The 21,932-nt window shown below is 66.9% G+C and carries 17 protein-coding genes and 1 tRNA gene; 14 read left to right on the forward strand and 4 right to left on the reverse strand.

Features of this window, described 5'->3' with window-relative positions; genetic code table 11:
- Positions 1-122: 122 nt before the first annotated feature.
- Entirely contained in the window at positions 123-947 is an 825-nt protein-coding gene (locus SPHPH_RS19510; RefSeq protein ID WP_051272969.1) for a TrmB family transcriptional regulator, read from the reverse strand.
- Between the two features lie 203 nt (positions 948-1,150).
- Here SPHPH_RS19510 and SPHPH_RS0111055 point away from each other — a divergent pair, with 203 nt between their 5' ends.
- Positions 1,151-2,533, forward strand: a complete 1,383-nt coding sequence (locus SPHPH_RS0111055; RefSeq protein WP_028966750.1) for a methyl-accepting chemotaxis protein — start codon at positions 1,151-1,153, stop codon at positions 2,531-2,533.
- A gap of 64 nt (positions 2,534-2,597) precedes the next feature.
- On the opposite strand, the gene mutL is transcribed toward SPHPH_RS0111055, so the two are convergent.
- Positions 2,598-4,412: a DNA mismatch repair endonuclease MutL gene (gene mutL / locus SPHPH_RS0111060; RefSeq protein ID WP_028966751.1), complete on the reverse strand. Its 1,815-nt coding sequence runs from the start codon at positions 4,410-4,412 to the stop codon at positions 2,598-2,600.
- Positions 4,413-4,552: 140 nt separating this feature from the next.
- On the opposite strand from mutL, the gene SPHPH_RS0111065 reads away from it, so the two are divergent.
- From SPHPH_RS0111065 to SPHPH_RS19535, 13 genes are all read left to right on the forward strand, one after another.
- The gene (locus SPHPH_RS0111065; protein ID WP_028966752.1) at positions 4,553-5,593 is read left to right on the forward strand and encodes a rod shape-determining protein; all 1,041 of its coding nucleotides are present in this window, start codon (positions 4,553-4,555) and stop codon (positions 5,591-5,593) included.
- Between the two features lie 175 nt (positions 5,594-5,768).
- Entirely contained in the window at positions 5,769-6,671 is a 903-nt protein-coding gene (gene mreC / locus SPHPH_RS0111070) for a rod shape-determining protein MreC (RefSeq protein WP_028966753.1), read from the forward strand.
- On the forward strand, positions 6,668-7,177 hold the full coding sequence (locus tag SPHPH_RS0111075; protein ID WP_028966754.1) for a hypothetical protein: 510 nt from the start codon (positions 6,668-6,670) through the stop codon (positions 7,175-7,177). The genes mreC and SPHPH_RS0111075 overlap by 4 nt, the downstream gene beginning before the upstream one ends.
- Positions 7,174-9,303 carry a penicillin-binding protein 2 gene (mrdA, locus tag SPHPH_RS19515; protein ID WP_037488464.1) on the forward strand — a complete coding sequence of 710 codons (2,130 nt, stop codon included), beginning with the start codon at positions 7,174-7,176 and terminating at the stop codon, positions 9,301-9,303. Before SPHPH_RS0111075 ends, mrdA begins: the two co-directional genes overlap by 4 nt.
- Positions 9,300-10,412, forward strand: coding sequence for a rod shape-determining protein RodA (gene rodA / locus SPHPH_RS0111085; protein WP_028966755.1), 1,113 nt, complete (start codon positions 9,300-9,302; stop codon positions 10,410-10,412). Before mrdA ends, rodA begins: the two co-directional genes overlap by 4 nt.
- 100 nt (positions 10,413-10,512) lie before the next feature.
- A tRNA-Lys gene (locus SPHPH_RS0111090) sits at positions 10,513-10,588 on the forward strand.
- Positions 10,589-11,926: 1,338 nt separating this feature from the next.
- Positions 11,927-13,612, forward strand: a complete 1,686-nt coding sequence (locus tag SPHPH_RS0111100; protein WP_028966757.1) for an Hsp70 family protein — start codon at positions 11,927-11,929, stop codon at positions 13,610-13,612.
- Positions 13,609-15,318, forward strand: coding sequence for a hypothetical protein (locus SPHPH_RS0111105; protein WP_156025983.1), 1,710 nt, complete (start codon positions 13,609-13,611; stop codon positions 15,316-15,318). Before SPHPH_RS0111100 ends, SPHPH_RS0111105 begins: the two co-directional genes overlap by 4 nt.
- A 146-nt stretch (positions 15,319-15,464) precedes the next feature.
- On the forward strand, positions 15,465-16,946 hold the full coding sequence (locus SPHPH_RS19525) for a DUF4153 domain-containing protein (RefSeq protein WP_156025984.1): 1,482 nt from the start codon (positions 15,465-15,467) through the stop codon (positions 16,944-16,946).
- A 32-nt stretch (positions 16,947-16,978) separates the two neighbouring features.
- Positions 16,979-17,683 carry a response regulator transcription factor gene (locus SPHPH_RS0111115; protein WP_028966759.1) on the forward strand — a complete coding sequence of 235 codons (705 nt, stop codon included), beginning with the start codon at positions 16,979-16,981 and terminating at the stop codon, positions 17,681-17,683.
- Positions 17,680-19,233: a sensor histidine kinase gene (locus SPHPH_RS0111120; protein ID WP_028966760.1), complete on the forward strand. Its 1,554-nt coding sequence runs from the start codon at positions 17,680-17,682 to the stop codon at positions 19,231-19,233. Before SPHPH_RS0111115 ends, SPHPH_RS0111120 begins: the two co-directional genes overlap by 4 nt.
- Before the next feature lie 55 nt (positions 19,234-19,288).
- Positions 19,289-19,633 (forward strand): ribosomal maturation YjgA family protein, encoded by a 345-nt coding sequence (locus SPHPH_RS19530; RefSeq protein ID WP_238303048.1) that lies wholly within the window; start codon positions 19,289-19,291, stop codon positions 19,631-19,633.
- A gap of 78 nt (positions 19,634-19,711) precedes the next feature.
- Positions 19,712-20,491, forward strand: coding sequence for a DUF1206 domain-containing protein (locus SPHPH_RS19535; protein WP_037488470.1), 780 nt, complete (start codon positions 19,712-19,714; stop codon positions 20,489-20,491).
- Positions 20,492-20,509: 18 nt separating this feature from the next.
- On the opposite strand, the gene SPHPH_RS0111135 is transcribed toward SPHPH_RS19535, so the two are convergent.
- Together SPHPH_RS0111135 and SPHPH_RS0111140 are read right to left on the reverse strand one after the other, a co-directional pair.
- Positions 20,510-21,304 carry a hypothetical protein gene (locus SPHPH_RS0111135; protein ID WP_028966761.1) on the reverse strand — a complete coding sequence of 265 codons (795 nt, stop codon included), beginning with the start codon at positions 21,302-21,304 and terminating at the stop codon, positions 20,510-20,512.
- A gap of 75 nt (positions 21,305-21,379) precedes the next feature.
- On the reverse strand, positions 21,380-21,919 hold the full coding sequence (locus SPHPH_RS0111140) for a hypothetical protein (RefSeq protein ID WP_028966762.1): 540 nt from the start codon (positions 21,917-21,919) through the stop codon (positions 21,380-21,382).
- Positions 21,920-21,932: the final 13 nt, after the last annotated feature.

Raw genomic sequence — 21,932 nt, forward strand, 5'->3', positions numbered from 1 at the left:
AGCGAGTCGGGCGCTTTGCACGACCGAACCGACTTTCTTCCTCACTCGCCGCGCATCCATCAGCGACTTCGCCTTGGGCAGGAACTTACTCCACGACTGCCCGATGCCGCCGCCGCTCGCAATTAGCGGGCGATCAGCGCCGCCAGCCCCGGCGGCTGCGCGCGGCGTAGCTCCAAGGCGTCGAGCGGCGATGGCGGCACCGCCTCCGGGCTCTCGCTGCGCAGCGCCACCAGCCGGATATCGGTCTGCAACAGGCCGTGCATGACGCAGCTCAGGAACCGGCTGTCGGTATAGACCGCGTTCAGGACGTGCGCCGGTTCCAGCCGGAGCTGCGCCAGCAGCATCTCGGAGGCGTCGGTGACCAGGATCATGCCGAGCCCCGGCCAGCGCGCCACCACCTCGGCGGGCGGCTGCCCCTTGTACGGCATGGTCGGGGTGACGTCCTCGGGCCGATACGCGATGCCCGCGACCTGCACGCCGCGCGCCTGCGCCGCCTGCAAGTCAGCCTGGAAGAGATCATACAGCGGCGGCATCATGTCGAGCATCACCGTCTGCTGCACGCTCGCCAGCATCGCGCGCGCGCGCTCGATCGTTTGCGGCACGGTGCGCAGCCGCGACAGCGTTTCCTCGGGGGGCGGCGCATGAACCGATTGCAGCAGCGTGAGCGCCGAGCCGATCCGCTCGTCGAACCCGCTGCGCAAGCTGGCGAGCAGCTGCGCGGGGGGGACCGGAACGTATGTGGCCGCGTCGCCGCTGTCGCTCTCGTCCAGCACCGCGCCCTTTTGGCTGAGCGCGTTGAGTGCCTGATAGACGTTGGCCGGCGCGCGGCCGATCCGTTGCGCCAAACGGTACCCCGTGGCCGGCGACTGCCGCAGCAGCTCACAATAAACTGTTGATTCGAGCTGGTTAAACCCCAGCGCCGTCAACGCGGATTCGGGCTCGCTCATCGATGGGCATGGTCGTCGTGGGTCATCGCGCGATGTGTAAACGAACGCCGGTCGCGCGCAATCCGCTGCACGTCGCCGCAGGACCATCGATGCCATTGGCGCGCCCGCACCGGGCCTTGGCGTGCCGACAACGCGCCGGGCCGTGACGGTCTCGATCAATCGTTAACCATCCCCCGCTATCGCCGGCACTGGAGGTGGTGATTTTGACGCTCGATCAAACAATTACCGGGGCATCGCGGGTCGCGGGCGAACTCGGCATCCGAACGCTGGACCTGCAGGCGGACATCTCCGAACTGGCGACCCGCGTTACCGCGCAGGCACGCACGATCGAGAGCGTCGGCGCGCAGACCAACCGGCTGACCGACGACGTCGAGAACGTCGCCGATGCCGCGCGGGAGGCGTCGGGGGCAACGACCGGCGCGCACGGATTGCTGGCCAGTTCGCATGTCCAGATCGATGCGGCGATGGGGGATGTGGTCGACCTGATCGCGCAGGTCAGTCGCATCCACGACAGCCTTGGCGCCTTCACCTCGGCGCTGGAGGACGTCGGGCGCGTGACCGCCACGATCGACGCGATCGCCAAACAGACCAACCTGCTGGCGCTGAACGCGACGATCGAGGCGGCGCGCGCGGGCAACGCCGGGCGCGGCTTTTCGGTGGTGGCAGGCGAGGTCAAGAAGCTGGCGTCGGAAACCGCCGCCGCGACCTCGCGCATCAACACCTCGATCGAGGCGCTGACCACGCAGGCCGACGCGATGCTTGGGCGCGTCGATCAGGGGGTGACGAAGGCGCGCTCGGCGCACCAGGGCACGCACGAAGTCAAGGCACTGGTCGCGCAATTGCGCGGGCTGATGGACGGGCTGGAGCGCAACAGCGACAGCGTGGTGCGGCGGATCGGCTCGATGCTGTCGGCGGTGGTCGAGGTGAAGACCGGGCTCGGGCAATTATCGACGACGTCGAGCGACAACGCCTCGGGGCTGCAACGGCTGTCGACGCGGCTGACCTCGGTCAGCGACGACACCAACGCCTTGCTCCAGTTGCTGGCCGAAAGCGACGCCGACACACCGGATCGTCCCTATATCCACTTCGCGGTCGCCGCCGCGCAGCAGGTGTCCGACGGGCTGGCGCAGGCCGTCGCAGCCGGAACGCTCGAGCAGTCCGCGATCCTCGGCGACGCCTACAAGCGGGTTGAGGGTACCGATCCTCCGCTATTCACGCACCCCGCGATGACGACGATCACCGCACTCGCCCGCCCGCAGCAGGAGGCGGCACGCGCCCTCCCCGGCTTCTTCGGGATGAGCTTCACCGATCGGCGCTGTTTTGGCGCGGTGGCGATGCCCGAGCGCTCGTTGCCGCAGCGCCCCGGGCAACGTAGCTGGAACACCGAATATTCGCGTGCGGGCGTCTTCTTCGACTTCGCCGATACCGAACAACAGGTGCGGATCACCAAGCCGTTCTGCCTGAAGGCGTATCGCCGCCTCGCCGCAGACGGCAGCGTGATCCTGCTGAAGCAGGTGATCGCCTCGATCAACGTCAACGGCGCTCATTGGGGCATCCTCCAGCTCGCCTATAAGGATCAGGGCTGAGCGGGCGGGCGACGCAGAGGATGCCAACACGCGCACGGCGCCGGATGACGGCAGTGGCAGAGCGCTATGATCGCCCGAACAGCTTCGCGACGCTTTTCATATCAAGCTTCACCCACGTCGGGCGGCCGTGGTTGCATTGTCCGGAATGCGGGGTGACTTCCATCTCGCGGAGCAGCGCGTTCATCTCGGCGGGCGACAGCACGCGCCCCGCTCGCACCGAGCCGTGGCACGCCATCGTGCCGGCGATCGCATCGAGCCGCTCGCGAAGGCTCAGCGCCTCGTCATAGGCGGCCAGCTCGTCGGCGAGGTCCGTGACCAGCCCCTTCGGATCACCACTGCCGAGCAACGCCGGGGTGGCGCGCACCAGCATCGCGCGGGCGCCGAACCGCTCCAGCTCCAGCCCGAATTCCGCCAGCTCGGCGACGCGCGCCTCCAGCCGGTCGCATGCCGGCTCATCCAGTTCGACCACCTCGGGGATCAGCAGCGCCTGCGACGCGACGCGCCCGCCGGCCAGTGCCGCGCGCATCCGTTCCAGCACCAGCCGCTCGTGCGCGGCATGCTGGTCGACCAGCACCAGCCCGTCTTCCGCCTCGGCGACGATATAAGTCTTGGCCACCTGCCCACGCGCGACGCCGAGCGGGAAGTCGGTCGTCGCGGGCGGTGGCGTCCAGTTGGGGACGCCGCGTGCGGCCGGCGGCGCGGCGAAGAAGGTCGGCCGCTGGTCGTTCAGCCGTAGCCCCTCCCCCATCGGGGGAGGGGTTGGGGTGGGGGCGTGAGGTTCGAACGGCCCGCCAAACAACGCCCCTCCCCCAACCCCCTCCCCGGAGGGGCGGGGGCTTTGATGTTCCGGCACCCACATCGCCATGATATCCGCCGGCGCCGAATGCGCCACCCGGTGCCCCGCCGCATCCAGCGCGCGGCGGAGCCCTGACACGATCATCCCGCGCACCAGCGCCGGATCGCGGAAGCGCACCTCGGTCTTGGCAGGGTGGACGTTCACGTCGACCTCGCTCGGCGGCACGTCTAGGAACAGCGCCACCACCGCATGGCGGTCGCGCGGCATCATCTCGGCATAGGCACCACGGATCGCGCCGATCAGCAGCCGGTCGCGCACCGGGCGACCGTTGACGAACAGATATTGATGATCCGCCACCCCGCGGTGGAAGGTCGGCAACCCCGCCACGCCGCCCAGCACATGCCCGTCGCGTTCCAGATCGATCGCCACCGAATTGTCGACCAGCGCGCGATCGGTCAGCGCCGCGACGCGTGCGGGACGGCTCTCCGCGGCGGCGACCGACAAGGCGCGTCGGCCGTCATGTTCGAGCGAGAAGGCGATGTCGGGCCGCGCCATCGCCAGCCGCCGTACGACATCGAGGCAGGCGGCATATTCCGATCGCGCCGAACGCAGGAACTTGCGCCGTGCGGGCACCTGCGCGAACAGCGCCTCGACCACGACGCGCGTGCCCGGCGGCAGCGCGGCCGGGGCGTCACGCTCCAGCACGCCATTGTCGACCGTGCGCGCCCAGCCCTCCGCGCCCGCCGGCCGGCTCTCGATCGTCAGCCGCGCGACCGAGGCGATCGACGGCAGCGCCTCGCCGCGAAAGCCCAGCGTCGCCACCCGGTCGATATCCTCGTCGGGCAGCTTGGAAGTGGCGTGCCGTTCCAGCGCCAGCGCGATTTCCTCGGGGGCCATCCCGCAGCCGTCGTCGGCGACCTCGATCCGCTCGACCCCGCCGGCGGCCAGCACCACCGCGATCCGGGTCGCGCCGGAATCGATCGCATTCTCGACCAGCTCCTTTAACGCGCTGGCTGGTCTTTCCACCACTTCACCGGCGGCGATACGGTTGACCAGATGCGAGGGGAGACGGCGTATTGACACGCGGCAACACCTAGACCAAGCCGCGGCATCCCGCGACCCCGCAGATACCATCGCCAGCATGATTCCTGCGGGATGCGCGGACTTGGACGATCACTGCCGGCGCCCCCTATCCGGCGACAAATACACGGACGACAACGTCAATGATATTCTCGCGCCTGTTCAAGATGACCTCGCACGACATGGCGATCGATCTCGGAACCGCGAACACGGTCGTCTATGTGCGCGGCCGCGGCATCGTGCTCAACGAGCCGTCAGTGGTGGCGGTTGAGACGATCAACGGCGTCAAGCGCGTGAAGGCAGTCGGTGAAGACGCCAAGCTGATGATGGGCAAGACGCCCGGCTCGATCGAGGCGATTCGTCCGCTGCGCGACGGCGTGATCGCCGACATCGACGTCGCCGAGCAGATGATCAAATATTTCATCGAGAAGGTGCACGGGCGTCGCCGCTTTATGCGCTGGCCGGAGATCGTGATCTGCGTCCCTTCGGGCTCGACCAAGGTGGAGCGTCGTGCGATCCGCGACGCCGCGCAGAACGCCGGCGCCAGCGCGGTGTATCTGATCGAGGAGCCGATGGCGGCGGCGATCGGGGCCGACATGCCGGTGACCGAGCCGGTCGGCTCGATGGTCGTCGATATCGGCGGCGGTACGACCGAGGTCGCGGTCCTCTCGTTGCGCGGGCTTGCCTACACAACGTCGGTGCGCGTCGGCGGCGATAAGATGGACGAGGCGATCGTCAGCTACGTGCGCCGCAACCACAATCTGCTGATCGGCGAGGCGACCGCAGAGCGGATCAAGCAGGAATTGGGCTGCGCCAAGCCGCCCGCCGATGGCATCGGCAAGACCGTCTTCATCAAGGGACGCGATCTGGTGAACGGCGTACCGAAGGAAATCCAGATCACGCAGGCGCAGATCGCGGAGGCGGTCAGCGAGCCGGTCGCGGCGATCGTCGACGGCGTGCGGATCGCGCTGGAGAATACCGCCCCCGAACTCGCGGCGGATATCGTCGATCAGGGCATCGTGCTGACCGGCGGCGGCGCGCTTCTCCACGGGCTGGACGAGGTGCTCCGCGACGAAACCGGGCTACCGGTGACGGTGGCGGACGAACCGCTGATCTGCGTTGCGATCGGCACCGGCCGCGCGCTGGAGGATCCGCTGTTCCGCGCGGTGTTGCAGAACGGGTAACCGAAGCTCCGTTCGTGCTGAGGAGGTGTTGAGCCTGCCGAAACACCGTCTCGAAGCATCGCCCGGCGCGGCCCCTTCGAGACAAGGCTTCGACAGGCTCAGCCTTTCCTCAGGACGAACGGAAGGACTTGGACTGGCAGGTAACCACATAATCTGAAGGCGGGAGGTGACGGCAATGGCGCCGTCGCGGGATCGGCGTCCGGGCTTTTCGCGGCGCGCGCAATATGGACTGTTCGTCACCTACATCCTCGGCATCGCCGGGGCGGTGGTGGGGGCGGTGCTGCTTGCGCTGTCCACCTTCAATCCCGCGGCCTTCGCGATGGCGCGCGCCGCGCTTGCCGAGGTGACCGCCCCCATCTCCACTGCCAGCGCCGCAATCGTCCGCACCCTCGCCACGGTGCCGGAGGAGATCGGGACGTGGTGGCGCGTCCATGACGAGAACGCCGAGCTGCGCGCACGGCTGGAACGCGCACGCGGAGCCTTGCTCGTCGGGCGTCAGGCGCGGCTGGAAAACGTCCGGCTGCGCGCGCTGCTCGCCTTGCGCGATCAGAACCCGCAGGTGGTCGCCACCGCGCGGATCGTCAGCACCAGCGCGTCGAGTACGCGCCGCTACGGCCTGTTGAACGCCGGGACGTGGCAGGGTGTCGCCGAAGGGCAGCCCGTCCAGGGGCCGGAGGGGCTGATCGGACGCGTCCTCTACACCGGCCCGAATACGGCGCGCGTGTTGCTCGTCACCGACGCCGAAAGCGTCGTGCCGGTCCGCCGCTCGCGCGACGGCCGACCCGCGCTGGCGGCCGGGCGCGGCGACGGGCTGATCGACATCCGCACCATCGACACCGCCGACGGCAAGTTCCGCCCTGGCGACATCTTCGTTACCTCCGGCACCGGCGGGATGTTCGTCCCCGGCGTCCCCGTCGCGCGCGTGCTTCGCGACGGCACCGACAGCGCCCCGGCGCGGCCGTTCGTGCGCCCGGACACGCTGGATGTCGCGATCGTCCATCGTGCGTTCATGCCGCCCCCACCACCGACGACCTCACCCGCCCCCACACCGACTCCGACGCCCACGCCCGATCCGTGACGCCCCTAGCCCGCCCGCCCTTCGAGGAACCGCTCGGCCGTGGACGCGCGCGGCTGTTGCCGTGGGCGACGGTGATGGCCGGCTCGCTGGTGACGATTTTGCCGTGGGGCGCGACGCTGCCACTGTTGCCGCCAGTCGGGCTGCTGCTGATGCTTTCGTGGCGATTGCTCGCGCCGCTGTCGCTGCGCGTGTGGGCGCCCGCGCTGCTCGGACTGTTCGATGACCTGCTCTCCGGGCAACCGCTCGGCAGCGCGATGCTGCTGTGGACGCTGGCCTATTTTTTGGTCGATGCGATCGATGCGCGCTCAGGCGTGCGTGATTTCAAGCAGAGCTGGGCGATCGCCGCGCTGGCGATCGCGTTCGTGCTGCTCGGCGGCCGACTGGTGGCGACGCCGCTCGATGCCCATGTCGACAGCGTGCTATTGCTCCAGATCATGACCTCGGTGTTGCTCTTCCCCGCCGCCGCGCGGTTGGTCGCGTGGATCGACCTGCGGCGCGCGCTATGAGGCCGCGCGCACCGAAGATCATGACCGAGGCGGCGCAGAGCTACAGCTTCTCGCGTCGCGCCTGGCTGCTCGGTGCCGGGCAGGCAGGGCTCGGGGCGCTGTTGATCGGGCGGATGGGTTATCTCGCGATTGCGCAGAACGAGCATTACAACCTGCTCGCCGAAAGCAACCGCGTCAGCATGACGATGATCCCGCCGCGCCGCGGCTGGATCGTCGACCGCCACAATCAGCCGATCGCCAGCAACCGCACCGATTTTCGCGTCGACGTCATCCCCGACCGGCTGGAAGACAAGGATCGCGTGCTTGCGCATCTGCGCGGACTGCTCGGCCTCACCGACGAGGATCTCGCGCAGATCAATGCCGAGCTGGAGCACGCCCCCGGTTTCCGCCCGGTCGAGATCGCCGAGAACATCGATTGGGAACGCTTCGCCGCAGTGCAGGTCCGCCAGCCCGAACTGCCCGGCGTCGCGCCGACGCGCGGCTTTGCGCGCCATTATCCCGCGGGCCCTGCGGTCGCGCATCTGATCGGCTATGTCGGCGCGGCGACCGCCGAGCAATATAAGAAGACCCGCGACCCGCTCTACGTCACGCCGGGGTTCAAGCTCGGCAAGGACGGGCTGGAAAAGACGATGGAGCCGCTGCTGCGCGGCACCGCGGGGGCGAAGCGCGTCGAAGTCACCGCGCGCGGCAAGCTCGTCAAGGAACTCGCCACCCGCCCCGACGTGCCTGGCCGCACGCTGCGGCTGACGATCGACGCGGGCCTTCAGGAATATGCGGCGCGGCGGCTCGGCACCAACTCGGGCTCGGCGGTGGTGTTCGACTGCACCAATGGCGAGATGCTCGCGATGGTGTCGATGCCGGCGTATGATCCCAACACCTTCTCCGAAGGCATCAGCCAGCTCGAATGGAAGATGCTGAGCGAGGATGATCACGTGCCCTTGATGAACAAGGTGACGCAGGGGCTCTATCCCCCGGGCTCGACCGTCAAGCCGATGAACGGCCTTGCGCTGCTCGCCGCCGGGGTCGGCGCGAACGAGCGCGTGTTCTGCTCGGGCGCGATGCGCGTCGGCAATGGCGTGTTCCACTGCCACAAGCGCGGCGGCCACGGCCCGCTCGATCTCAAGAACGCGATCATGCAAAGCTGCGACATCTATTTCTACGAAATGGTGCGCCGCGTCGGGTATGACAAAATCGCCCCGGTCGCGCGCGAGCTGGGGCTGGGGCAGAAGTTCGACCTGCCCTTCGCCACGCAACGCTACGGCACGGTCCCCGACAGCGCGTGGAAGCAGCGCAAGTACAAGACCGACTGGAAGGTCGCCGATTCGCTCAACGCCTCGATCGGCCAGGGCTATGTGCTCTCCAACCCGCTGCAATTGGCGGTAATGGCCAGCCGACTGGCATCGGGGCGCCGGCTGGTGCCGTCGCTGATCCGCGATCCGTTCAAGCCGCAGGCCGAGATGCTGCCGATCGATCCCGAGCATTTCCGCATCATCCGCGAGGCGATGGACGGCGTGGTCAATCATGGTGGCACCGGCGGCGCGGCGCGGATGCTGGTGCCCGGCATCTCGATCGCGGCCAAGACCGGCACCGCGCAGGTCCGTCGTATCACGATGGCGGAGCGGCGCTCGGGCGTGCTCAAGAACGGGCAATTGCCCTTCAAACTGCGCGACCACGCCTTGTTCGTGTGCTTCGCGCCCTTTGACAATCCGCGCTATGCCGCGGCGGTGGTGCTCGAACATAACGGACATACCGTCCGCAACCTCGACACACCGATGATCGGCCGCGACATCATGACCTATCTGTTCGACCGCGACCGCGCGATGAAGAGCCTTGCCGAAGTCGAGCCGACCTGGGGCGGCGACATCGCAACGCGCATGGCCGCGCAGCGCGCCACCTACCGCGCCGCGCACGCCCCCGCCCCGCCGGTGGTCGACGACGACGACGTGCCCGCCTCGAACTCACCCGCGGTGGAGGCGGCGACCGATGCGTCGAACGCGAGCGCCGAGGCGACCGCGCGCGACATCGCCACCAGCGGCGGCCCCGCCCGCACCGGCTCGCCCGAGCCTGAGACCGACAGCGAGCGCCGCGCCGCGCCGCTCGACCCGGGCACGAACCCGCAACCATGAGCGGCTTCGTCCCAGCCCCGCTCGCGGTCCTGCCGTGGCGCGTGCTGCTGCTCGTCACCGCGATCGGCGGCTTCGGCCTCGTCGTCCTCTATTCCGCCGCCGGCGGCAGCCTGCGCCCGTGGGTGATCCCGCAGGGGTTGCGCTTCGCTGTCTTCATGGTCGGTTCGATCGCGCTGTCGCGCGTGCCGCTGGAATGGTGGAAGAAGTCGGCTTTCTACATCTATGGCATATTCCTGATCCTGCTGGTGCTCGTCGAGCTGCTGGGCGCGGTGCGCGGCGGCAGCCAGCGCTGGCTAGGTTACGGCCCGCTGCGCATCCAGCCGTCGGAAACGATGAAGCTCGCGATCGTGCTGGCGCTCGCGCGCTTCTACGATCTGCTGCCCGCCGCCGAGACGCGCCGCTTTCAGGCGATCTGGCCGGCGGCGGTGCTGATCGGGATGCCCGCGCTGATCGTCATGGCGCAGCCGGATCTGGGCACCGGGCTGATGATCTGTGCGGGCGGCGCGACGGTGATGTTTCTCTCCGGCGTACCGCTGCGGCTGTTCGTCGGCGGCGCACTGGCGGTGGCGACCGCGATCCCGCTGGCCTTCAACTATGTGCTTCACGATTATCAACGCCATCGCATCCTGATCTTCATGGACCCGGAGAGCGACCCGCTCGGCACCGGCTATCACATCAGCCAGTCGAAGATCGCGATCGGTTCGGGCGGGCTGTTCGGGAAGGGCTTCCTGCAAGGCACGCAGAGCCATCTCGACTATCTGCCGGAGGGTCATACCGACTTCGTCTTCGCGACGATGGCGGAAGAATGGGGGCTGGCGGGCGGTGCGTTCCTCATCATCGGCTTCCTGCTGGTGATTCGCTGGGGCGTGAACGTCGGCGTTCGCGCCGAGGATCGCTTCGCCAAGCTCGCCGCCGCGGGGCTGGCGACGACGATCTTCTTCTACATGGCCATCAACCTGATGATGGTGATGGGGCTGGCGCCGGTGGTCGGTATCCCCTTGCCGTTGGTCAGTTTTGGCGGATCGGCGCAGATGACGGTGCTGATCTCGCTCGGCATCCTGATGGGCATCGACCGCTCGATCTCGAGCCGCCAGTCGTCGCGCTGGTGAAAAAAGTCAAAAAAGGGGTTTGCGAATCCGGGAAGCGCTGTTAGAGGCGCGCTTCCCGATCGCGGGGCGGTTCTTCGGAAACGCTTCTCCCACGATCGATGGACGCATAGCTCAGTTGGTAGAGCAGCTGACTCTTAATCAGCGGGTCCTTGGTTCGAGCCCAAGTGCGTCCACCAGTTTCAGGGCCGCGGAAAACCTCACTTTTCCGCGGCCACTTGAACCAGCCAGCCGCGACAAATTTGAGCGACGTAAGCAGCGTGACGGGTTTCGATCTCGTCCACTGGGCGGGCTCAACAAGTATCAGCGCCCCTCGACCAACGCCGCAGCCACGCTGGTCGGCTTTGCCGGCGGGTTGCGTTGTCCACTCCGGGTGAGCGAGCCCATCATGGGTGATACGGGTCGCACAGGATGCGCGCCGCCCTGCGGGCCGAAAGCCATCAGTGTGGCCGCGGTTGGGGCGAACGGCTGATGCGCGACATCGCATCCGCGCGTTTGGCCGGTCGCAGATTGTGACCCTCGACGAACGACGGCCGTCACAAGTGCCGATCGCGCCGAATCTTTTGGGACGATGGCTCGTGACAGCCAAGCCGAACCTTATCTGGCCGACCAACATCACCTACATCTCGATTGGTGGGAGCTGGCTATATCTGGCCGCCGTGCTCGACCAAGCGACACGCAAGGTTGAACTCGTCCAATGTCGATGGGCCAGGAAGGCCGAAGCGAGGCAGGCGCTTTTCGGGTAGATCGAGAGGCCACTACAACCGGCGCCGCAGGCACTCGGCCGCCGGTACCTCACGCCTGCCAGCGAGGCCCAGGCCGCATCGGCCGAGCGTATGGCCTCTCGTGCGGCGGCGTCCGCCTGAAACCGTTCGGCGCGATTGACCGCCTCGGCCTGACGGACACGCGACGGCACGAGGCCGCCGCACCGTAACCGCGCAGGTTGCCGTCGGTTAGGCGAGCACCGCACCATATCCGCCGCTCAGGTCGAGCGAGGGCGCTCGCTCCGCCATTGCCGCCGCCGATGCGCTTGGTCAGGGCCGCTCTACACCCAGGTTCTCGCAATGAATGTCGATGAACGACATCATCATTCTGTCGGCAGCCGAGCCCTGGCATCACTTTATATACTGAAGGCGTGCGAAGTATCTCGCTGAATTGACTGAATTCCTTGAGCCGTAATCTGCGTGGTGCTCCCCGACCACTCACATCGCCAGGTCACGGACGTCAGAGGAGCCCCCCGGGAAACCGGAAAGCATCACGTTTCAGCGTCGCCGCGAGCGGTTGAAAACCATCTTCTCGCCAGTCGCGTTCGCTATCCACGTACTGGACACACTCTCCGCAGAGAAACACCGGTAAATGAAAGGCAAAATCTTCCTATTTCACTCGGCTTTTCCATTCCTACCCAAATTGGTCGGGTCATGTTACCCGCATCTCTGCGTAGCCGGAACTTTATAGGGGCAGTCGCTTTACCTTTAAGAATGAAGCGGAAGTGTCGGATATCGAAAGCGGATGTGCGCATGATCGTCGGCATCGATCTGGGGACTACCAACAGTGCGGTGGCATGGTGGCATGATGGTGAAGCGAAATTGATTCCAAATGCCCTCGGCGAGTTTCTCACGCCATCCGCGGTGAGTATAACCGACGATGAAGAAATTTTGGTCGGCGTGGCGGCGCGCGAACGCCAGACCACGCATCCACGTTCGACCGCCACGACCTTCAAACGCCTGATGGGCTCGACGAAGCCTGTCATGCTGCAGAAGACGCGCTTCCTACCCGAAGATTTGTCGTCGCTCGTTCTACGCAATCTTAAGCGCGACGCCGAAGTACATTGCGGCCAGGAAGTGACGGGCGCGGTTATCACCGTTCCGGCCTACTTCAACGATCGTCAACGCCGCGCGACCCGGCGTGCCGGCGAGTTGGCCGGATTGAAGGTCAAGCGGCTGGTTAACGAGCCAACCGCAGCAGCATTGGCATATGGCATCGCAGACCGCGAGGATCGCGAGCCGTTTCTTGTCTTCGACTTGGGCGGCGGCACCTTCGACGTGTCGATCGTCGAGGTTTTCGACGGCATTGTGGAAGTTCGCGCCTCTGCCGGCGACAATCGATTGGGCGGCGAGGATTTTACCGACGTCATCCTGAACCTTGCACGTTCGGCGCTGAACCTTCCCGCCGCCTTCGAGGACCTGCATTTGGCCGAGCAGGCCCGTGCTGCCGCAGAGCGTACGAAGCGCGCACTGTCAGAAGGCGAGAGCGCGACATTTTCCGTCCTCTGGAATGGTGAGCAGCACAGCACTCAAATCACCGCGGCAATGTTCGACGGTGAAGCCGCCCCGTTGATCGAGCGACTTCGCGCCCCGGTGTTGCGTGCGATGAGCGACGGGAACGTGCGCGCCGACGCCATGAGTGAAATCGTGCTGGTTGGCGGCGCCACCCGTATGCCGCTGGTGCGACGGACGGTGACACGCATGTTCGGCCGCTTTCCGAATACCGCTTTGCATCCCGATCATGCCATCGCGCTGGGCGCCGCGGTTCAAGCGGGACTAGTTGAACGCAAAGCCGATCTCGCCGAGGTGCGGCTGACGGACGTTTGTCCGCATTCGCTCGGCATCGACGTTATGGAGGTCGATCAATTTGGTGATGCACGCACGGGTTTGTTCGCGCCGATCATTGAGCGCAACACCGTGCTTCCCGCCAGTCGACTGAAACACTTCCGAACCTCGATGCCCATGCAGCCGAAGGTCCAGTTCGGCATCTACCAGGGCGAAGCACGTAACGTCATCGCGAACGTCCTGTTGCGCGAGGTCGATATCCCCGTTCCACCACAATCCGCCAGCACCCAAATAGACTGCCGCTTCACCTATGACGTCAGCGGGCTGCTCGAGGTTGATGTCACGATTCCAGCGTCGGGCGAAACGCATCAGCTTGTCATCTACGATGAAGACAACGACGACAATATTGAAGAACGCCGCGCTGCGCTGGCCTCTCTTAAGATCCTGCCACGCGATCAGGAGCGCAATCGCGCCATCATCGGTCGTGCCGAAGCCTGCTTCGAAACCTTCCTTGGCGAGAAACGAGAGGTGGCGGGCGAACTGCTCAAGTACTTCGAAGGCGTGCTTGAAGGCCAGGATCCTCGTGCGATCGCCGAGGCAGCCACCGAGGTGAGCACGCAGCTCGATCAGTTGGAAAGCGAGCGCTATCTGTGAGCCCGTGGAAGACACTCGGCCTGTCACCAGGGGCCGACCGCAAGGCGATCCGTCGCGCCTATGCCGATCGTCTTCGTGCCATGGAAGCCGAAATCGATCCTCAGGCATTTCAAACGCTCCGTACTGCCCGTGATGCTGCGCTTGCCGAGGTCGACGGCAGTGAAGTTCCCGACGATCACGACACCCTTGTCGTAAATTCGGATATCGCCACGTCCGAAGCCGGCAGCGAACGGTACGAAAACGTCGATCTGACGGAAATCTATCGGCTTCGCGACATGGTCATGGGTACGATCCCAGAGGTCGACGCGGCAGCGATCGAGGAACAGGGTCGCCGAGTCTTACGCGATCCGGCACTTCTCGACGTTGCAAACGCCGACGCGATCGAAACCTTTCTGGCCGAGCTGATCTATGAGGGTACACCCAACAGCGATCCGCTGCTCGATGGAATGATTGCGTTTTTCAAATGGAACGCCGAAGACAGCACCGCTGACCAGACGCCACTGATCGCTTGGATTCTTCAGCGTGCCAAAGATCGGTGGTTCGAGCTGGGACTTCGACATCAGCAGAAGCGATGGGCCCGCCTGCTCGACGATCTGCGCACGCTCAGCGGGTATGAATGGGCTGCCCGCGCTAGTAAGCCTTCGACGCACAAAGTCGAATTCTTCCTTATCTATCTCAACAACTATCATCCGACGACCTTGGCCAGCTTCTCCGACGACGGCTATCGCTGGTGGCGCACGAGGATAAAAAATCGGGAGTCGCGAGGCGGAGTCTTCGCGCGCTTCGATGCATGGCAACGACGCGAGGCGTTTTCCGCGGCGGCTCACCAGTTCGGCTTGCCACCCGCCGAGGACACCCATGCTACAGCACCCATGTCGCTCGTCATCTTGATGCTGTTCGGCCTTCTAACCGCCTATCGATCCTGCAGCGAGCGTCCGTTTCCGTTTAATCAGCCGCTGGCCGACAAGGTCGAAAGGGCGTCGGAGACGAACGGCGAGACTTTCCTAGAAGGAGCGGCATCCCTCGGGGATCAGAACGCAGGATCGTTGCCGACCGATGGTCACCCTCAGATTGCGGCGACCCCCATCCCTGCCTTCTCCGACGTCGATAGCGATCTCGCCACCGTTCTTGACAACGTGACCCGCGGTCATCTCGTCGATGTGGCTGAACTGAAACAGCGCAATCCGGATTTCTACATGCAGGCCAAGGAAGATTGGCAGGCCGCGCGTAGCGCGGGCCGCTCGATCGAGGATTGGCGGGCGCAGGTGGCTCGTCGAGCGATGACGACGTTTCAAAATGCGCTTTCCGGCCCCGACGATCAGTTGATCATCGATCATGCACGGTTTCGCGCCTCACTCCTGCGCTGGGTAGCGCAGACCGGCATGCAGCAATGTGTCGATCTGATCGAAGGCCGCCCGATAATAGAGCCTTATGATTTCTCCAGCTATCGCGGCAATCTGCTGTCTCGCGCCATCCTGGCGCCTCCTGTCACCCCGCGGGGCCGGGGAGGCGCCTTTGCCATACCGCGCGCAGTCAGCGCCGATGCCGCAAAACGCAGCCAGATGAGCGAAGAGACATTCGCATCGGCGATCCGCGGGAAAGGCAGCGCAACCCATCGCTGCAATGCCGAGATAGCATTGCTCGACGGCGCGACCATTCATGGCGAACCCGGGCTTGCGATGCTGCGAGATATGCTGGGCTCCTAACGAACTTCCGTCGCGAAGGCGGCCACCGGCGTTTTCACCCGTCTGCACATGATCTGCACAGAGGCTTCGCCAGATTTCCTTCACGAACTCGTCAGCAGCGCAACGCCGCCATCTAACCGTACCGGTCACGACATCAGGAGCGTTCGGTGCGGTACAGTTTCCTCGTCAAGGCATGCGTCACGGCGGGGCTGGTCCTCGCATTCGATCGATTATTTCCCGGCGAAATGGCGGTATCGGCGATCGGGGTCTTCGCCGCTGCATGGCTGATCGGCCTCGTCGCCGTGCGCGCCGATGTCCGGCGTGACCTGCGCGCGCTCGTTGCGGTTCTGGCGGCGGCACTCTTCGCCACCGCGCTGATCGACGATCCCGGTCCGCTGGCATGGACGATGTTCTGGTGCGCGCTGTCGGTCGCATCGCTGATACCCCGCACCGTGCGGTTCGACGATGCCTGGCGCTGGGCTGCGCGCCTGGTGGTCCATGCCGCGAGCAGCGCGGTGCGCCCGTGGCGCGATCTACGGCAAGGCCTGCGCCGCCCCCGCGGGAAGCGGCGCGGCGCGCGCGCAACGCTGGCCATCCTCGCGTTCCCACTGATCGGCGGCGCATTGTTCCTCGGGCTGTTCGCCGCCGCCAATCCGCTCATTGCCGACGCGCTGGCCGCGATCGAACTGCCCTCGCTGTGGCAGGTGGTGATCTGGGCGATCGTCGGCTGCGGCATTTGGCCCAGCCTGCGTCCGCACCCCGCGGTGCTGCGTGTCGCCACCCGGCTGCCCGATCCGGAACCCGTATTGCCCGGCACCTCGCTGCCCTCGGTGTTGATCGCGCTGGCGCTCTTCAACGCGCTCTTCGCAGTTCAGAACGCGCTCGACATCGCCTTTCTGTGGAGCGGCGGACCGCTGCCGGCCGGCATGACCCAGACCGGATATGTCCATCGCGGCGCCTATCCGCTGATCGTCACCGCGCTGATTGCGGGAGTGATGGCGCTGGCGATGCTTCGCCCCGGCAGCGCCAGCGAACAGCATCCGTGGGCAAGGCGCATGGTAGTGCTCTGGGTCGCGCAGAACCTTATCCTCGTCGCCTCCAGCGTGTGGCGGACCATTGACTACATCGAGGCGTCGATGCTGACGGAGTGGCGGATCGCCGCGCTGGCATGGATGGCGCTGGTCGCGCTGGGGCTGGCGACGATCTGCTGGCGCATCATCAAGCGTCGCAGCGCGCGCTGGCTGGTGAATTGGAACGCAGCGGCGGCGTTGGCGGTGCTGACACCATGTACCTTCCTCGACCTGGGCGCAATCGCCGCCGAGTGGAACGTGCGGCATCGGGCGCCGGCAGCGATCGACCTGTGCTATCTGGCCACGGTAGGCGACGGCGCTCTGCTCCCGATGATCCAGCTGGAACGCCGCCCGATGGACGCGACGACCCGCGCCGGCGTCCACTTCTACCGCGAGTGGCTGCTCGGACGACTCCATGCGCGGCAAAGCGCCTGGCAGACGTGGACACCACGAGGTGCGCGCCGGCTGACACAGGCGAAGGCCGCACTCGGACGCTCGTATCATCCGGCGTGGCCGGTCAATGGCGACAACGGTCGTCCTTGCGATGCGTACCAGTCCACGACCACGACAATGCCTTGACCGGGGCCGCAATGATGATGATCCCCTGCCCCATGCCGCGCACGATCCTGATCGCCGACGACGATCCGCACATCCGCCAATTGCTGGCCTTCGCGCTTGCCAAGGCCGGGCTCGACACGATTGAGGCCGGTGATGGCGACGCCACGCTGGCAGCGGCAGAGACGTCCGCGCCCGACCTGATCGTCCTCGATATCAACATGCCGCGCACGGACGGGATCGAGGTCTGTCGCCGCCTGCGCGCGAACAGCGACGTCCCGATCCTGTTCCTGTCGAGCCGCGACGACGAACTCGACCGCGTGCTCGGCATCGAGCTGGGTGCGGACGATTACGTCACCAAGCCTTTTTCCCCGCGGGAAGTGGTCGCGCGGGTGATGGCGATCCTCCGCCGCGTCGCCGCGCGCCCGCCGCTCGTTGCGGCGGCAGCCGCGAGCGTCATGCGGCGCGGACAATTGTCCCTTGACACGGAAGGATGGCAGGCAAGCTGGGCGGGACAGACCGTCACGCTAACCGTCACCGAGTTCAGCATTTTGCGCACGCTGGCGACGATGCCATCGAAGGTGTTCGGTCGCGACGCGATCATCGACCGGCTGCACGGTCCCGGTTTTGCGGTCACCGACCGCACGATCGACAGCCACATCCGCAACCTTCGCGCCAAGTTCGCGCGGGTAGGAGCTGAAGACGTGATCGAAACCCGCGCCGGGATCGGCTATCGTCTCGGCACCTGCGGCGCGGGATGATCGAGGCATTCAGGCGCGTCGTCCGGCGGCACTGGCCGCGGCTACGGTTGCGGACGATCCTGCTGTTGACGTTCACCTTCATTGCCGCGCTGCCGGGGTTCGGCGCGCTGTTCCTGCGCGTGTACGAGAACGCGTTGGTGCGGCAGACCGAGGCGGAGTTGATTGCGCAAGCGTCCGCATTGTCGGCGACTGCTGCGCTCGCATGGCCCGCCGGCGGCAGGGTCGTCGTGCCGCACGCGCAATCGCCTGCGATCGATCTGCGCCTGACCCCGATCCTTCCGGTTCGCCCTACGCTGCGCCCGGCAACCAGCACGCCGGATGCGACGGCGCGTGACTGGAGGCGCCGCATCGATCCGTCCTTGCGCCTGACGTCCACGGCAACCGGCGCCGACATTATATTGCTCGACGGTCGCGGCCGCGTGCTCACCGGGGCGCAGCAAGGCGATGACGCGAGCGGCCTGCCGGAAATGCGCGCGGCGCTCCGGGGACGGCCCGCTACGGTTCTGCGCCGCAACCCGGACTATCGGCAACCCGGCGGCGCGGAATGGCTGAGCCGGGCCGCCGACCTCCGCATTGACCTCGCCACTCCGGTCATCGCCGATGGGCAAGTCGTCGGCGTCCTCCTGCTCTCGCATGCACCACGCGCGCTGCTCGCCGGGCTGCAAGCGGATCGCGGCAAGATCGCCCTCGGCGTCATCCTGATCTTCGGCACCTTGGTCGTGCTCAGCGGCTTGCTGTCGCGCGGCATCGTCCGCCCGGTTGAGGCGCTCGGCACCGCCACGCGCGCGGTGGCCAACGGCGGCGGCAGCGTGCCCGACGTACCGACCACCGCCGCCATCGAGATTCAGGCGCTTTACTGCGACTTCGGCAGTATGGCCGCTGCGATCGACCGCCGCTCGCGGTATCTGCGCGACTTCGCCCACGCGGTCAGCCACGAATTCAAGACGCCCTTGGCCGGGATCGGCGGCGCGGTCGAGCTGTTGCAGGATCATCCCGACATGGCCGCGGACGATCGCGACCGCTTCCTCGCCAACATCGCCGAGGATGCCACCCGGCTGACGCAACTCGTCAGCCGCCTGCTCGACCTCGCCCGCGCCGACATGGGCGAGACGAGGGACGGCGCGATGGCCGATGTCACCAACGCCGTGCGACGGGTGGTGGATGCGCATGGCGATTTCCCCATCGAATTGAGCCTTCCTGCCGCATTGCCACGCGTGGTGGTGCCGCAAGGTGCCGTGGAAGCCGTGCTGACGAGCCTTATCGAGAACAGCCGTCAGGCGGGCGCCACCCGCGCCGCGATCGTCGGCGGGGAAGTTACGAACGCCGTCATCCTCACGATCAGTGACAACGGCCCCGGGATCCCGCCCGGCGACCGCGACCGCGTGTTCGAACCGTTCTTCACCAGCCGCCGCACGGAGGGAGGCACCGGCCTTGGCCTCCCGATCGCCCGCTCGCTGCTCGAAGCGCAGGGCGGAACGATCAAGCTCGATCACAACATGCAAAACGGCGCGACCTTCCGCGTCGCCCTGCCGACCTCACGCTATGCATAGGCGTCTGCCGCACCGTTCGGCTTCGCTGTCGATCGCTCTCATCGCAGGGACAATGGTGGCAGGTCTGGCGATCCGCAAATTGCCGCTAGACCTGCCCGCTACGATCGTGAAGCATGGCGGTTCGGTGCTGTGGGCGTCGATGATCTACTGGATCGTCTCGACCCTTCGTCCGGGCTGGACGCCGCGCCGCAGCGGGATCGCCGCCGCCGTCGTGACAACCCTCACCGAGGTATCGCAACGCTATCACCTCCCGGCACTCGACGCCTTTCGACGGACGAACGTGGGTGCCTTGTTGCTGGGGCGGGTCTTCTCCCTCCGGGATGTGCTCACCTATGCCGTAACCGTCGGAGCGGCCGTGGCGATCGACGAGATGATCCGCACATGGCCGGCGCGGCGCTGACGCATAACCTCGTCGATCATTACACGCTTGGAACGAGCAGGGCCGTGCCGGGTTTCTCCGTTGACCGGAGGAACTTGAATGAACGTCGATGCCCGCCTGACATTGTTGACGCGGGTGGGTTTCGCCACGCGCGGCCTCCTCTACCTCGTGATCGCCACGCTGATCCTGCGCACGGGCCGGGCGGAGGATCCCAGCGGCGCGCTGGAGTACCTCGGCCAGGGCGGCGGACAGCTCCTGCTGGGCGTGCTGACCGTTGGGCTGATTGCCTATGGGATCTGGCGACTGGCCGACGCAGCATGGGATATCGAGCGGCACGGCACGGACGGGAAAGGCTGGGCGGAACGCGCCGGGGCGGGGGTCAGCGGCATCGTCCACCTCGCTCTGGCGTGGCAGGCGATCGGCCTCATGCGCGGCGCGGCACAATCTGGCGACAGCACGCGGGAGGGCGCGCAGATGGCGCTGCGGCTTCCCGGCGGCTGGGCGCTCGTCATGATCGCCGCGGCCATTTTGTTTGCGCTGGGCGCCGTGCAGCTCGTGAAGGCCGCCAAGGGCTCGTTCCTCCGCTACCTCGATCCGCGCATCGTTCGGCAGCCGTGGGTACGGTGGAGCGGTCGCGCCGGTTACGCCGCGCGCGGAATCGTGTTCCTCATCATCGGCTGGCTGCTGCTCAATGCCGGTATAGAGGAACAGGCCAGCGGCACCGGCGGCATGGCGCGGGTATTGGGCTGGCTGACCCATCCGTTCGATCTGATCGTCGGCGCAGGATTGCTGGGGTTCGGCCTGTTCAGTCTGATCGAGGCACGCTTCCGCCGCTTGCAGGATGTGCCGATCGACTCCGTAACGCGCAAATTCATCTAGCGGCAGCCGCAAGCGCGCTCAGATCGTCGTGCGGCGATCGACGCGGTAGCGCATCTCGGCGGCGAAGCTGCGGGTAAGCGCCACCAGATGCGGGTTGGTGGTGCGATCCTCAGCGATCACGTCCAGCATCGCGAACGCACGCGGGCCCCAGCGCTTGTCGGCGAACAGCGCAGTGGCGCGATCGGGCACCGCCTCCTGCGCCGCCGGCCAGCTGGCGAGACAGGCGAGCCCGGTCAGGAGATCGCGCAGCTCGGGCGGCGTCATCTCGAGCCGCTTCAACGCCCGCGCATCGCCATAGCTCGCCGGGAAGCCATCCTCGAACGCCGCCAGCGTGGCGGCCTGCTCGGTCGCGGGCACCTGCGCCCCCGGGGTACAGCGCGGCGCGACCGGCACGTTGCGCGCGACCCGCGCCGCGTCGAGCAGCCGCACTTCACCGTTGCGGTACGCGTAGCGCGCGCCCGCGATCGGCACGATCAGCGCACCGTCGGCGACGCGCGGCTTCCCGGCGGCCGCGCAGGTGCCGAACGGCGTGCTCGTCACCAGTTCCTCGGCGGAGCGGCGCGTGACCACCACGTAACGCGCCGGGCATTGCGGGCCGCCGTCGCCGCGCACCAGCCACAGCCGCTCGCGCCCGATCCGGTACGCGCCAACCACCGCCAGCCCGTCGACCAGCGTGCCGCCGAACGGCCGCGACACCGTCACTGTCCCGATCCGCAGCGCCTGCTCGCTACCGGCATTGACCACTTGCGCCCGCTGTGCGCTGAGCGGCGCAGCGACCAGCGCCACTGCCAGACCGCCGATCGCGGCTGCCATCGTCCGTCGCATTAGATCGACTCTCCTGATCCCGTCGCCGCCTCTACGCCGCCGCGCGCGGCCGGTTCCGGCGGCTTAGACGCCGGTACCGCTCGCCAGTTGCTGCGCGGCGGCCTGCAGCCGCGAGATCACGCCGTCCGCGCCATCGCCGGCACGGGTGTCCAGCGCCTCGCCCAGCGCCGCACGCATCCCGGCGAGCTGCCGGTCGGCCGGCGCCCCAGACATCCCGGCCAGCTGCACTACCGCCTGCCGAGTCACATCCTCCAGCGCGCGGCGCAGCTCGCCCTCCTGTGTCGGGGTCGCGCCGGTCCGCGCGCCGAGATCGGCGGCCAGCCCGCGCAGCTCGTACACATCCCCGCCGCGCGCCAGCTCGGCCGGATCGGGGCGGAACCCGCCCGCCGCGACCCCGCTCGACGCCGCCCAGGCGTGCGAGGCGGTGTCGAGCGTCCGCGCGCTCTGCCCGACCCAGGCGAGAACGCGGTGCCCGATCTCGCCGATCGCGGTCCCGGCCAGCGAGCGCGCATCATCGTGCGCGCCGTCACCGATCGGCGTGACCGCTCCGGCCGCGTGGACGGGCGTGGTGGGCAGGCGAGAGAAACCGTCGATCGCGGTCATGACGTCACCTCTG

It is taken from the genome of Sphingomonas phyllosphaerae FA2 (assembly GCF_000427645.1).
Taxonomy (GTDB): domain Bacteria; phylum Pseudomonadota; class Alphaproteobacteria; order Sphingomonadales; family Sphingomonadaceae; genus Sphingomonas; species Sphingomonas phyllosphaerae.